The organism is Desulfogranum japonicum DSM 18378 (genome assembly GCF_000429945.1).
Lineage (GTDB): Bacteria > Desulfobacterota > Desulfobulbia > Desulfobulbales > Desulfobulbaceae > Desulfogranum > Desulfogranum japonicum.
On record NZ_AUCV01000003.1, the window covers coordinates 179341 to 191751 of the forward strand.

The 12411-nt window shown below is 47.1% G+C and carries 14 protein-coding genes; all 14 read right to left on the bottom strand.

The window, feature by feature from the left end; all coding sequences use genetic code 11:
• Positions 1 to 174: 174 nt before the first annotated feature.
• Complete coding sequence (locus G493_RS0104005; RefSeq protein ID WP_028579341.1) at positions 175 to 528, bottom strand: flagellar protein FlgN; 354 nt, start codon at positions 526 to 528, stop codon at positions 175 to 177.
• 3 nt (positions 529 to 531) lie between these two features.
• The gene (flgM, locus tag G493_RS0104010) at positions 532 to 819 is read right to left on the bottom strand and encodes a flagellar biosynthesis anti-sigma factor FlgM (protein WP_051308995.1); all 288 of its coding nucleotides are present in this window, start codon (positions 817 to 819) and stop codon (positions 532 to 534) included.
• A 22-nt stretch (positions 820 to 841) separates the two neighbouring features.
• Complete coding sequence (locus tag G493_RS0104015; RefSeq protein WP_028579343.1) at positions 842 to 1411, bottom strand: hypothetical protein; 570 nt, start codon at positions 1409 to 1411, stop codon at positions 842 to 844.
• A 154-nt stretch (positions 1412 to 1565) separates the two neighbouring features.
• Positions 1566 to 1874 carry a rod-binding protein gene (locus G493_RS27700; protein ID WP_051308996.1) on the bottom strand — a complete coding sequence of 103 codons (309 nt, stop codon included), beginning with the start codon at positions 1872 to 1874 and terminating at the stop codon, positions 1566 to 1568.
• An 87-nt stretch (positions 1875 to 1961) separates the two neighbouring features.
• Positions 1962 to 3080 carry a flagellar basal body P-ring protein FlgI gene (locus G493_RS0104025; protein WP_035273512.1) on the bottom strand — a complete coding sequence of 373 codons (1119 nt, stop codon included), beginning with the start codon at positions 3078 to 3080 and terminating at the stop codon, positions 1962 to 1964.
• A gap of 210 nt (positions 3081 to 3290) precedes the next feature.
• Positions 3291 to 4013, bottom strand: coding sequence for a flagellar basal body L-ring protein FlgH (locus G493_RS0104030; protein ID WP_051308997.1), 723 nt, complete (start codon positions 4011 to 4013; stop codon positions 3291 to 3293).
• 2 nt (positions 4014 to 4015) lie between these two features.
• The gene (gene flgA / locus G493_RS31765; protein ID WP_051308998.1) at positions 4016 to 5137 is read right to left on the bottom strand and encodes a flagellar basal body P-ring formation chaperone FlgA; all 1122 of its coding nucleotides are present in this window, start codon (positions 5135 to 5137) and stop codon (positions 4016 to 4018) included.
• An 8-nt stretch (positions 5138 to 5145) separates the two neighbouring features.
• On the bottom strand, positions 5146 to 5928 hold the full coding sequence (gene flgG, locus G493_RS0104040; RefSeq protein ID WP_028579346.1) for a flagellar basal-body rod protein FlgG: 783 nt from the start codon (positions 5926 to 5928) through the stop codon (positions 5146 to 5148).
• Positions 5929 to 6005: 77 nt separating this feature from the next.
• Positions 6006 to 6743, bottom strand: a complete 738-nt coding sequence (gene flgF, locus G493_RS0104045) for a flagellar basal-body rod protein FlgF (protein ID WP_028579347.1) — start codon at positions 6741 to 6743, stop codon at positions 6006 to 6008.
• Between the two features lie 132 nt (positions 6744 to 6875).
• Positions 6876 to 7292 (bottom strand): hypothetical protein, encoded by a 417-nt coding sequence (locus tag G493_RS0104050; protein ID WP_028579348.1) that lies wholly within the window; start codon positions 7290 to 7292, stop codon positions 6876 to 6878.
• Positions 7293 to 7418: 126 nt separating this feature from the next.
• Entirely contained in the window at positions 7419 to 8150 is a 732-nt protein-coding gene (locus G493_RS0104055; RefSeq protein WP_028579349.1) for a FliA/WhiG family RNA polymerase sigma factor, read from the bottom strand.
• A gap of 15 nt (positions 8151 to 8165) precedes the next feature.
• Positions 8166 to 9071: a MinD/ParA family protein gene (locus G493_RS0104060; RefSeq protein WP_035273514.1), complete on the bottom strand. Its 906-nt coding sequence runs from the start codon at positions 9069 to 9071 to the stop codon at positions 8166 to 8168.
• Entirely contained in the window at positions 9064 to 10317 is a 1254-nt protein-coding gene (gene flhF, locus G493_RS0104065) for a flagellar biosynthesis protein FlhF (protein ID WP_028579351.1), read from the bottom strand. Before flhF ends, G493_RS0104060 begins: the two co-directional genes overlap by 8 nt.
• Positions 10307 to 12409: a flagellar biosynthesis protein FlhA gene (flhA, locus tag G493_RS0104070; RefSeq protein WP_028579352.1), complete on the bottom strand. Its 2103-nt coding sequence runs from the start codon at positions 12407 to 12409 to the stop codon at positions 10307 to 10309. Before flhA ends, flhF begins: the two co-directional genes overlap by 11 nt.
• Between the last annotated feature and the right edge of the window lie 2 nt (positions 12410 to 12411).

Sequence of the window (12411 nt, forward strand, 5' to 3'; positions counted from 1 at the left end):
GGGGGGGATAATGGAGATCCGGCAGGGACTTTCACGCGTTAAAATAAAAAAGTAATAGATAGGGTGAGGGATCGCATGGAGCGAAAAAAACGCAATGAAGACCGGCAGGAACCGGCTTCGTAAGGTGTGGCGGCGGATGAAATGTGATGGTGAACCAGGCCCGGCTAAACCGGCTTAAATACGCCCGGACAGCAGACGACCATTGACAGGTGCGCTTGTTGTATGACCGGATTTCCCATAGGTTGTTGGGGCTGTCTTTTTGCCAAAGAAGACCATGGTCTCCTGGATCCAGTTTAAGGTCGCACGGAAGAGAAAGGCATTGCGTCGATTTTCTTCACGAATCTGTGCCGCTAAACCTCTGTCTTCAGGATCCAGTTGCGGAATGGCATTCAAGGTGGCCAGTAATGACTCCTTTTTTGCCACATCATCAAGCATTGCCTGTATATTCAACTGTTTGGCATGCTCGCGTTCATCCCGAATGGTGTCCAGCAGTTGTTGCAGTAAATCACGTACAGAATCTCGTTTCATAGCTTATCCTTCTACCAGAAACTTGAGCAGACTGGATGCGACCTTATTCAGATCCGGTTCATAGGAGCCACTGGCAACCTGGGCTTTCAATTCTTCCACTCGAGAAGCTCTTTCGGAGCTGGCCGTACTGCTGCTGGCCTGCACTTCATTGGCACTCTTCAGGGCTGAAGAAAAGGATGCACCTTCACTGCCTGCGGTTTTATCCGTTTTCTGTGTCTCACCAGTTCGGCTGGCTTTGTTGAGGCCTCCGATCTGTCCCATTCCTCTTACTCCAAAAAATTCCACAGTCATCACGTTCACCTGTTTACAAAGGTTATCCAACCATACCTTCCGACTCTGCCTGCCAGTTATCCAGTTTTTCCATCACTGCATCGTAGGTCTCGTACGAGATATCAGGTAACCATCCGCCAAAGGCTTCTTTTGCCTCATTAAATCCTTTATCGATTCCTTCTATAATGGCATCGAGTCGGGATGGATCGCCACCAGCCACTCCTACAGCAAACTGGAAGATTCTGTCAGATGTCTTTTCTACACCAAAATAACCGTCATCAGAAATGAGTTCTTCTGCATTTTCAGGCGTTATTGTTTCCAGATCTACGGTGGTTTCACCTATCTGAATTTTGGTGTCAATCCCTTGTTCCTTGAGCAGGTTGGCTACCAGGCTTTGCAGCATACCGTACTGTTCACCGTTGCGGTTCTGCATGGTAAGACCGCTTGTATAGGTGAGAGCAAGGGTGGATTCACCTTTCAGGGAAACGTTGTCAATCTGGTTGACTTGTGATCCCTGAGTATCGATATTTGAGGTATATGCGGCCTCAACTCGATTTGTCTGTTGTGCGTAAAGGGCACTGTGAATCTGGTTATGGTTGACGCTGTTAATCATGGTTCTGCCTCCCTGCAGTGTTTGCGGCTCATCCTGGGCCACTTGGACAGAATTTTTATCTTCTGTTATTCCTCTTATCGGAGACAGCGGGAAAAAACTTTATCCCCTTTGGTAAATTTTTTTTAAGAAAAAAGAAAAAACAGGGAAAAGCAAGTCATTTTTTAGAGGTTATATTTTTTTGTACCTGTTGGTAGATTTGGTTAGCCAGGCCCATACTCTGTTTTTGAGCTATCTGTTGAGCCATTTCAGTATCCAGCATTTCTTCGTACATTTTTTCAGCACTGGATTTTGGGAAAAGTTCATTGTCACCGACAGTTTTGCGCATGGCCTTGAACAGGGTATCTATAAAGATCGCTTCAAAGTCTTCGCATGATTGTTTCAAAGCCTCTTTTTCCCGTGAGGACATTTGTGGTGTCTGCTGGGTCTGTTTGAGTGCAAAAGAGGCATCTATGGAGGGTTTCATCTGCTTTCTCCTTGGTCTGTAACTACTACAACTAATGGGCAAATAAAAGTTTTCCTGAAATGCTCAGCCTGAGCTTTACCGGCAGGGTTAGAGGATTACCAGCTCTCCCTGCAAGGCACCCGATGCTTTGATGGCCTGGAAAATAGCAATCAGATCACGGGGCGTTGCGCCTATGGCATTTAAAGCGTTTGCAATTTCTTCTATGCTGACACCCATCTGTAAGACCACCATGTTTCCTTCATCCTCAACCGTTTCGATGGTTGTTTCAGGGGCGACTACTGTTTCTCCCTCTGCCAGGGGATTGGGTTGGGAGACTTTGATTGATTCGGAGATTATCAGGTTCAGATTACCGTGGGAGACGGCTACCGTTGAGATACGAACATCCTGGCCCATTACAATGGTACCTGTACGTTCATTGACAACAATTTTTGCCGGTATGTCAGGCTCGACTTCAATGTTTTCAAGATCTGCTATAAAATCGACTAGATGATATCCCTCGGGCATGCTGACCAGAACTGTTCCGGAATCCAGAGAGTTGGCTGTATCAGGGCCAAAGAAATAGTTTATGGCTTCGGTCATCCGGGATACGGTGGTGAAATCACTTTCACGCAACTGGTAGGTAAGTTCTCCAGAATCGGGCAGCTTAAAATCTACGGCGCGTTCAACAATGGCGCCTCCGGAGATGCGTCCGGCTGTGGGGAAGTTTTTCTGTACCTCCGCTGCTTTGCCTCCGAAAGAAAGTCCGCCCACTGCTAAAGGTCCCTGGGCGACAGCATAGGTTTTTCCATCAGGCCCTTTGAGTGGGGTCATTAACAGGTTACCACCGGCAAGACTTGAAGCGTCGCCAATAGACGCAACATGGATGTCAATGGTGGATCCCGGTCGGACAAACGGCGGCAATTTGGCGGTTACCATGACAGCAGCAACATTCTTGGTTTTCATTTGATCAAACACATCAGAACTGAGCGCCATTCCCATACGTTTGATCATGTTGATCATGGCCTGTTTGGTGAAGACAGATTTTTTAATGTCATCACCTGTTCCGTCAAGGCCGATGACCAATCCATACCCCATGAGTTGGTTGTTGCGAACTCCCTGGATATCTGCCAAATCTTTAAGTCGTGCCGCCTGCAGACTGTATGCATGGAAAAGCAGCAAACAGACAAAGGTGAATGTAATCACGAATCTGAAGCGTGATAGAGGCATAATTTTCCTCCTGTTCACAGAAAAGCCTCAGTATGCTTCTTTGAGGCATGTATGACAGCATCCCGGCTCTTGGAAGAAAACCGTTGCATGCTTCTAAAAATATATAGTCGTAACATTGGTAAAAAATACTGCATCTATTCTTTCACTTATCGATGGGTTAACGCTGTGTCATGATGCATAAACGTTGCCATAACAAGCTAAAAAATCAGGTTAAAAGGGCCAGGTGTTATCAAGAATCCTCATCAGCCAGCCAGGTTTTTGTTTGTCTGTGATAGAGCCTTTGCCCGTGTAGGCGATCTGTGCATTGAGGATTTTACTCGAACTCACAGTATTGTCAGCATTGACATCGTGTGACCTGATAATGCCGGTAAGGTAAATAATCTGACTTTCGTTGTTTACCATTACCGATTTTCCCCCACGGATCTTCAGGTTCCCGTTGGGATAAACCTCTATTACCTGGGTAGTCAGGGTTGCTGCAAGGTCTTCTGAACGGGTGGTGCTGCCTGATCCGCTGAATGAGTTGGAAAAGTTGGCATCCACCAGCGCGGACATATTCAGGTTTGGATTTTTCTCACTCAGAACTGTTTCATAGCCAAATAGACTTGGAATTCCCGCGGACATGCTGGTATCTCGCCCGGTTGCGGTGGTGGCCCTTTTGGACGCACTGGCTTCTTCCTCAATAAGTACGGTTACGATATCTCCAACAGTACGGGCTTTAATGTCGGCAAGCCAGTTCCCTTCATCACCGGTCCATAAGGATCCCGGTGATTGAGGAGATGGTTCTTTGACAACAGGGGCTTCCAGCGGCTCGGGAACCGGAATGGTATCCTGGTCTTTTGAACTGCACCCGTAAAAAAACAGCATGAAAAGTAACAGGGCGCAGCTGTAACAGCAGATGTTTGTCCATTTGGAACCAACGGTGTCTGTATTCATAATCAAAACTCCACAGATACAATGCCTGGTTCTTTCACTTTGGCATATATCAGCTTATTGGAGCTGATATTTTTTACCCTGATGATGTCACCGCTTACCCCCGATGACTTGGCTATGCCGTTTGCTGAAATGCGCAACTGGCCTTTTTGTGCGATGATTTTAACAAATTGTCCCTCTGAAACCACAGGAGGAGCTGTGCAGTCACCTTCTCGTAATGGTCTGCCTGTGGGTAAGGTACGTTTAGCCAGCTTTCCTATGACATCCTGCATTTGTGTAAAGGGGCGGTCGAGTATGAGAATATTTTTCGGGGTTAATTCCACCTGGTCAGCCTGTATCAGCTCACCCCTGCGAATTGTCCCGATTGTCGTAACCACATCTGTGATGAGTTCCATTTTTCCTCGCACTGTACAGTTTTGTACCGGCTGTCCATCGATATGAAAATAAATGGAAAAAATGGAGCTATGTAAAATGTCTGATCTGGATGGTGTGACTTTCCAAGTTACTTCACCGTATGGGAGCACAAGCTGTGATGGTGAATTGAATGCGGTGAAACGAATTTCACCCTGTGGGAGTTCGTCGGCTTGACTGGCAAGGTAATCGGCAATAATCTGCTGCAACTGGTTTTGATCGATGACTATCCCTTTTCTGTGCACCGTGACAACAGAACTTCCCAGCCAGTGCACGCCCTTTGCCTGGGGATGATTACGGAGGGCTGCCATGATGGAAGTTGCATGCAGTTGTTTTGATTGCCCCGGTGCAGGCGATGATGCAACAATCAGTTGGCGTAACTCTCTTGTGCTTTCATCATCTGGCAGAATTTGCGCGATGTTGGCAAGTGTGACCGTAGTCTCCATGACCATGGCCTCCTCAACAAAGGTTGCCGTAGTTTCAGCATATGCCCTGGAGGAGGCAAAAAGGAAAATGCAGCAAAACAGTGTGTGGAGCAGGGCGTGTCCTGAACAAAAAGCGTTGGTCCAGAGTCTGGATCTGCAAATCAGAGCTTTGCAGATATTCAGAGTCAGGTCATATTGATAGGTCGCAGAGGTATCCGTACTGCACCTTTCAGGCTGAATTATTTTTTCCGGATGGCTGAAAAACCGGATCTGGCATCTGGAAATTTTCATAGCCTATGTTATGCCAGGTTCACCACAGTCTGCATCATTTCATCTGACGTGGAAACCACATTTGAGTTGATTTCAAAGGCCCGCTGAGTGGTAATCATATGTGCCATCTCTTCGACCATATTTACATTGGAGTTTTCAATATATCCCTGGAGCAGAGTACCATATCCATCGTTACCGGGAACACCTATGGCCGCTGCACCGGAAGAATCGGTCTCCCGAAACATGTTGCGTCCTATGGCAAGTAGGCCTGCTTCGTTGACAAAAATCGCCAGATCTATGTTGCCTATTTCCGTTGATTCGGTATCGTCACCCAACGTGGCACTGACGACCCCGGTCTCGCTGATGGTAACCAGTACTGCATCTTCAGGTATTACAATCTCAGGTTGCAACGGGTAGCCGTCACTGGTTGTGATCCGGCCGTCACCATCGAGTTTGAATGTTCCTGCACGGGTATAGGCGGTGTTGCCATCAGGCAGGGATACCTGAAAAAAACCTGAACCTTCTATGGCCACATCCAACTCGTTTTCTGTTTGAATAATGTCGCCTTCGGTAAAAATTTTACTGACAGCAGCAGTTTTTACCCCCAGCCCGACCTGAATACCTGTGGGCGATCTGGTGTCATCGGAAGTAGGGCTGCCGGGGACTTTCATTATCTGGTAAAGGAGATCCTGAAAATCAGCACGGCTGCGCTTAAAACCCGATGTTGAGACGTTAGCCAGATTGTTGGCTATAACATCCATATTCAAGTTTTGCGCTGACATGCCTGTTGTCGATGTCCAGAGTGATCTCATGGTTTATCCTCTTTATATGTTGACCTGATGTATCACTGATGATATGGCCGGAAAATCAGGTAATGCAATGGGTGGGGCTAACCGACTGAGCCCAGTTCATCCTGTCTCTCTCCAAGAGTCGAGTATCGATCCAACACTTTGAGGTGAGCTTCGAATTTTCGCTGTATGCTTATCATGTGAGCCATCTCCTCCATCATATTCACATTTGATGTTTCAAGACTGCCCTGTATAATTCTGCTGTCAGCAGCAGGCAGGTCGCCACCTCCCTGTTCAAGCTGGAAACGGCTGTTGCCTACCTGTTTGAGCTGTTGAGGATCGGCAACAGTAAATATCTGCAGCCCAACGCCTGTGTCCACCCCGTCAACGGAGATACCACCCGCCTCATTGATAATAATGTCCGAGCCCCCGCCCTCCAGAAGCTGCAGGGGTTGATTCGCTTGACTTATGACGTTGTAGCCATCAGATGTTTTGATCATTCCGTCTTCATCAATCATAAAGTGGCCGGCCCGGGTATACATAATGTCGTTCCCCTTGCGAATCTTGAAAAAACCTTCGCCGTCTATGGCCACATCCAGGGGACGATCCGTCTGCTGCATGGCCCCCTGGCTGAAATCTGTTTCAATGGCACGGATGCGGGCATAGTTAATACCTTTTGCGTTGGTATTCTGCTGTTCACCCCGCAGGATTGCCTGGAAACTGATTCTATTTTTTTTAAATCCAGTGGTATTCACGTTTGCCAGATTGGCGGCAATGTTACTCATTGCCTGCTCACGCGATACCGCTCCACTGAGAGCCCCATATTTTCCTGAAACCATAGATACCTTTTTCAGTTCATTATCTAGATGCTTATATTTTTTTCGGATTTTCCGTTGAATTACTTAACCGGTATTTTGATTTAGATGGATAAAGCGCACCGTTAACAACCAAAAAATGATGGAAAAATCGGTTTATATTTTTCTGCCTTCACTGGCCATATTTTTCAATGTGATCAACTGGGTTACCTCTGCCATGGAAATATCAAGCAGAGAGGCGATTTCTTCAGGCTCCATGCCTTGGGAAATGAGTTTTGCCAGAATAGTATATTTTTCAGGAGCCTGTGTATGCGCATGGCACTGTTTACGTATCCTTGGAACTTGCAACTCAGTGGTCATGGAGGCTTTTTCCAGGGAACGTTCAAAGCTCTTGTTTGCAGTGTTTACCCTTGGTGCCTCAAGGGCTGTATCTATCTTTTTTTGAATCCTCTTTAACCGGTTTTCAACCGATGGTGTGTTTTGATTGCGGATTTTCTGGATCAGAATAAACGTAATCAGACTCAGGCAGAAACCCAGCAATGTGCTACAGATGACAATGATCAGATCATACATTTCTGTCACCTTAACGGAGCACCTGTTGCCCATTCTAAAAAATGTTTATTGTCTGGATTGTTCATCCTACGCAAGACGCTATCTCCAGATAAATATATGCCTGCGGTAAAAGTAAAATACATGGAACTAATCATACATCTCTGAATTGATGAGTTTTACGCGCAGTTTCAGCAATGCCTGACTGTGCAGCTGAGAAACCCGGCCCTCTGACACACTGAGAACTTCGGCAATTTCTTTTTGGGTCAATTCTTCATAGTAGTACAAGGCAATAACCAGCCGTTCTTTTTCAGACAGTTCTTCAAGTACCTCGGCGATGAGGTATGTCATCTCCTGCTGTTCTATCAGGTCTGTCGGCATCGGTCCCCCGACATCCTCCAGTGCATCGAGAAAACTTCTGCCTTCTTCACTGTGATCAAGGGTTTCATGTAAGCTGACGCACCCCAGGTGGGAAACCTCTGCAAGAAGATGCTGATAATCGGTCAAACTCATATTCATGGCATCTGCCATTTCCTGTTCCTCTGGAGATCGCCCCATCTGGCGTTCCAGACGCAGCATCGTCTGTGTAAGGTGATTCTGTTTATCCCGCATGGTCCTGGAAAACCAGTCCATTTTGCGCATTTCATCAAGTATCGCTCCTCGCATGCGATATTCAGCAAAAGTTTTGAATTTCACGCCTTTGGCGCTGTCAAATCTGTTTGCGGCGTCAAGCAGTCCCATCATTGCTGCACTGGTCATATCATCTTTCGTCATGAATGAAGGGACCTGTGAGACCATTCTCTGCACGACCAGTTCAACCAGTGACAGGTGATCCTGGATAAGTTGAGAGCGATTATCGAATGGTGGTACAGGTGGATACATGATTACAGATCTGGTTTATTTATTGCCGAAATCAAGAAGTCGTTTCCAGAAAAACTGGATTGAGCCCTTGGGTTCCAGTGATTGTGGTTCTTGGATGAGCGTTCTTGCCAGAGCCTCAAAAGCCATACTTGTTTTCGATTCCGGATAGAGTTCGACCAAAACCTGTTGCTTACGGATGGCATCTATCATCAGTTTGTCACGGGGAATCGATCCTATGTAGTCGATTGATATATCGAGGTAACGGTTGGCAACCATAGTTAATTTACGGTAAACGTCCAGTGCTTCTTCTTCATTGCGGATAAAGTTGACAATGAGGTTAAAATGCTTTTCATGATACTGGTTTGAAAGCAGTTTCATGAGTGCGTACGCATCTGTAATGGCAGTTGGCTCAGGGGTCGTGACCACCATGATTTCCTGGGCTGCGGTATTGAAATAGGTTACGTTTTCTGAAATTCCAGCCTCGGTGTCGATGAGGACAAAATCGAAATCATTGTGCATTGCGTCCAGTGCTTCCAAAAGCCGCATCTTTTCATGATTGTCCAGACGGGTGAAGCGCTGTACCCCTGAACCGGCAGGTAGAATTTTGATTCCCTGTGGACCTTCCACCAGAATGTCGCCGAGTTTCTGTTCTCCTGAAAAAAAGTGATTCAGGTTGTGTTGTGGAGCCAGTCCAAAAACGACATCAATATTTGCCAGGCCTAGATCGGCATCAAGGATAAGAACGCGTTTACCCATCGACGCAAGCAGTACTGCCGTATTGGCTACAACTGCCGTTTTTCCCACACCACCTTTGCCGCTGGTGATGGCAAAAACGCGTGTCGCCGCCATGGGATTTTCAACATTGGGAGTCTCCATCTCCTTTGGATTCATGGCCCGCAACGTATCGGCCTGGTCTGAAGGACGGTTTGGATGTTCAGCCATTATTTCGGATCCTGTGATCATTCATGATATAGTCAGCCACAACCTTTGGGTTAGGGGAAACAATATCCTCCGGAACCCTCTGGCCATTAGTGAAAAAAGAAATTGGCGTATTGTTATGCACATGGGTATTGAGAATTACCCCTAATCGTTCACATTCATCAATCTTGCTGAAAATAAAGGTTTTAACAGGTAAGATGCTAAATTTGTCTATGATATCATATATCTCACGATCCCGCGTTGTCGCGGACAGCATGAGATGGTGTTCGATGTTGAACCTTGGACGTAAAAATCTCCCCATATCATTCAGGTCCTGCTTGTTTTTCGGGCTTCGTCCTGCCGTGTCGATCAGGATGAGGTCAAAGTGTTCAAATTTGGCGAAAGCCTGCTCCAGTTCTTCCGGCTTAAGCACTACCTCTACCGGTAATCCCATAATTTCACCGTAGACCTTGAGTTGTTCCACTGCGGCGATACGATACGTGTCGATGGTGATGAGACCAACCTTTCCACCAAAACGGCAGAGATAGTTTGCGGCAAGCTTGGCTATGGTGGTGGTTTTACCCACACCGGTTGGACCAATAAGGCTGATACGTTGCTGCCTGTGACTTTTGTGCTGGAGAATTTTTTCCGTGGTTATCATCCGGGCGAGTGTCGCCTTAACCAATGATTCCATTTCAGCTTGGGATATGGTTTCATTATAGCCCATCGATTCCTGTGCATGCCAGGCTACTCTCCTGGCAGCAGTAATGTTGATGTCACAGCTTCGCAGAAGTTTGAAAATAGGATCATTATGTTCTTCCTTTCCTGCGAATTCAGGTTCGATATAGGGTTTGCGTATCTCCTGTTGCTGTGGCTGAAGGTCGGCAACCTTTTTGGTTAGGGACTGGATGATGCCACGCAGTTCTGCAAGTTCATCCTGGACTACGGTGTTTTCCCTGTGAAAATCAATGGACTTCTTCTCGTTCGTTTCCTGTTTGGGCTTCCAGAGATTATCATAGGTCAGGTCATCGTCGGCAAGTACCTGAGGCGCAGGTTCAACAGGCTTTGGAGTGGATGGCCTGGCAGGTTTTTGGGGCTTCCATGTGGTGTCGATGGCAGCGGTAATTTCCAGAATAGGTTTGCTCATGAGTCCAAGCTTCCCCCGGCGAATCGTGCGGGTGGAGAGGATCAAGGCATCAGGGCCAAAGGTTTCTTTTACCTTTTTCAGACCCGTTGCCATGTCTGGTGCTTCAAAAACCTTAACTTGCATCGATGGTTACCGTACCCACGGATTGAATATTGATGTTGGTTGTAATCTCATTATGGGACAAGACCGCAAGGGTCGGAAAGTAACGTTCGATCAGGCGTCGCACATGGGGCCTGATCTGTGGAATAACGAGAAGTACTGGCTGCATTCCTCCTGGATACTCGGCAATGAGGGTACTGAGTCTGTCGAGAATCTTTTGTGCTGTCCTAGGATCAAGGGCCAGATAACTGCCATGTTCACGGTGCTGAACCGCAGTCTGTATCGCATCTTCAACCTTACGGTCCATGGTAATTACCTGCATGGATCCATCGGGCATGGTATGCATGGCTGAAATGGATCTGGATAGAGCGTGTCGTACATATTCTGTTAAGATATCAGTGTCTTGGGTTACAGGAGCGTAGTCAGCCATGGTTTCCATGATGGTTCGCAAGTCACGAATGGAGACACCCTCCCTGAGAAGGTTTTGCAGAACCCGCATGATGTTGCCCAGGCTGAGAATATTCGGCACCAGCTCTTCAATGAGCTTGGGATAGGTTTTGGCCAGGTTGTCTATCAGGTTCTGCGCTTCCTGACGCCCGAGGAGTTCATGGGCATGCTGCTTAATAATCTCACTTATATGTGTTGCCATGACAGTGGTGCAGTCGACTACTGTATAGCCAGCAATCTGTGCCTGCTCGCGTTTGTCCTCGGTAATCCAGAGAGCAGGCAGTTGAAATGCCGGCTCCATGGTAGGGATCCCTTTAATGGTTTCCGTGACCATGCCGGGATCCATGGCCATGAAATATCCTGGCATCATTTCTGCGGTGGTAATCTGAACACCCTTGAGACTGAGCGTATACTGATTAGGGCTGAGTTGCAGATTGTCTTTAATGTGCACGGGAGGGACAATAAACCCACTGGTCATGGCAAATTGCTTTCGAATGGATTGAATCCTTGTCAGTAATTCACCATCCTGACTTGCATCCACAAAGGGTATGAGACCATAGCCGACTTCCAATTCAATGAGATCGACCGTGAGCATTCGTTCGTAATCTTCTTCTGGTTTGGCTACTGGTTCAGGACGCTCAATGATCGATTCTTCCGCCAATCGGGCCTTTTCTGCCTGATCAAGCTTATATGCAGTATATGCAAGACCTGCGGAAATAAAAAGAAAAGGCAAAAAGGGCAGGCCTGGTATCAGGGCAAAACCGAGCAGAATGGCGGAAACCACCCATAATGCCTTGGAGTAACGCATGAACTGTGCTTTCAGTTCAGTTCCGAAATCCTGTCGTCCTGCAGAGCGTGTTACCAGCATACCGGCGGCAGTGGATATAATGAGGGCGGGAATCTGGCCCACAAGTCCGTCTCCAACCGTAAGAATGGTATAGTTGGCAGCAGCCTCTGCCATTGGCATACCCTTCTGTAGAACACCAATAATAAACCCTGCACCGATATTGATCAGGGTAATGATGATGCCTGCGATGGCGTCGCCGCGCACGAATTTGGAGGCACCATCCATGGCACCATGGAAATTTGCCTCATTGGAAATTTCTTCTCTTCTTTTTCTGGCTGTTGTTTCATCTATTAACCCTGCATTGAGATCAGCATCAATGGCCATCTGCTTTCCCGGCATGGCATCAAGGGTAAAGCGGGCTGCAACTTCGGCAATCCGGCCTGCGCCCTTGGTGATGACGATGAAGTTGATGATGACCAAAATGATGAAGATAACTAGCCCGACCACATACGAGCCACCAACGACAAATTGGCCAAAAGCCTGAATAACAGAACCTGCCGCATGCATCCCCTCATTACCGTGAAGAAGGATAAGGCGTGTAGAGGCTACATTCAAAGAAAGTCGAAACAGGGTAGTGGCAAGCAGGACAGAGGGAAATATTGAGAATTCAACGGCCTTTTCAGTATAAAGGCTTATGATAAGGATCAGCAGGGCCAGTGTGATATTAAACGAAAGGCAGAGGTCCAGTATCATGGCCGGAAGCGGAATAATCATCAGCATGAGAATGCCGACCAGGCCGAGTGACGCAAGTATATCACTGCGTTGAAACAGTTCGGCAAAACGTTTACGGCTGAATATGGCTGATGTCTTGGTTGCTTCCATAT

Bases quoted from the DNA above. Each gene is read 5' to 3' on its own strand.
- G493_RS0104050 (WP_028579348.1), bottom strand. From the start codon at position 7,292: ATGTATGATCTGATCATTGTCATCTGTAGCACATTGCTGGGTTTCTGC.
- G493_RS0104005 (WP_028579341.1), bottom strand. From the start codon at position 528: ATGAAACGAGATTCTGTACGTGATTTACTGCAACAACTGCTGGACACC.
- flgG (WP_028579346.1), bottom strand. From the start codon at position 5,928: ATGAGATCACTCTGGACATCGACAACAGGCATGTCAGCGCAAAACTTG.
- G493_RS27700 (WP_051308996.1), bottom strand. From the start codon at position 1,874: ATGAAACCCTCCATAGATGCCTCTTTTGCACTCAAACAGACCCAGCAG.
- G493_RS0104060 (WP_035273514.1), bottom strand. From the start codon at position 9,071: ATGGCTGAACATCCAAACCGTCCTTCAGACCAGGCCGATACGTTGCGG.
- flhA (WP_028579352.1), bottom strand. From the start codon at position 12,409: ATGGAAGCAACCAAGACATCAGCCATATTCAGCCGTAAACGTTTTGCC.
- G493_RS0104025 (WP_035273512.1), bottom strand. From the start codon at position 3,080: ATGCCTCTATCACGCTTCAGATTCGTGATTACATTCACCTTTGTCTGT.
- flhF (WP_028579351.1), bottom strand. From the start codon at position 10,317: ATGCAAGTTAAGGTTTTTGAAGCACCAGACATGGCAACGGGTCTGAAA.
- G493_RS0104015 (WP_028579343.1), bottom strand. From the start codon at position 1,411: ATGATTAACAGCGTCAACCATAACCAGATTCACAGTGCCCTTTACGCA.
- G493_RS0104030 (WP_051308997.1), bottom strand. From the start codon at position 4,013: ATGAATACAGACACCGTTGGTTCCAAATGGACAAACATCTGCTGTTAC.
- flgA (WP_051308998.1), bottom strand. From the start codon at position 5,137: ATGAAAATTTCCAGATGCCAGATCCGGTTTTTCAGCCATCCGGAAAAA.
- flgF (WP_028579347.1), bottom strand. From the start codon at position 6,743: ATGGTTTCAGGAAAATATGGGGCTCTCAGTGGAGCGGTATCGCGTGAG.
- flgM (WP_051308995.1), bottom strand. From the start codon at position 819: ATGACTGTGGAATTTTTTGGAGTAAGAGGAATGGGACAGATCGGAGGC.
- G493_RS0104055 (WP_028579349.1), bottom strand. From the start codon at position 8,150: ATGTATCCACCTGTACCACCATTCGATAATCGCTCTCAACTTATCCAG.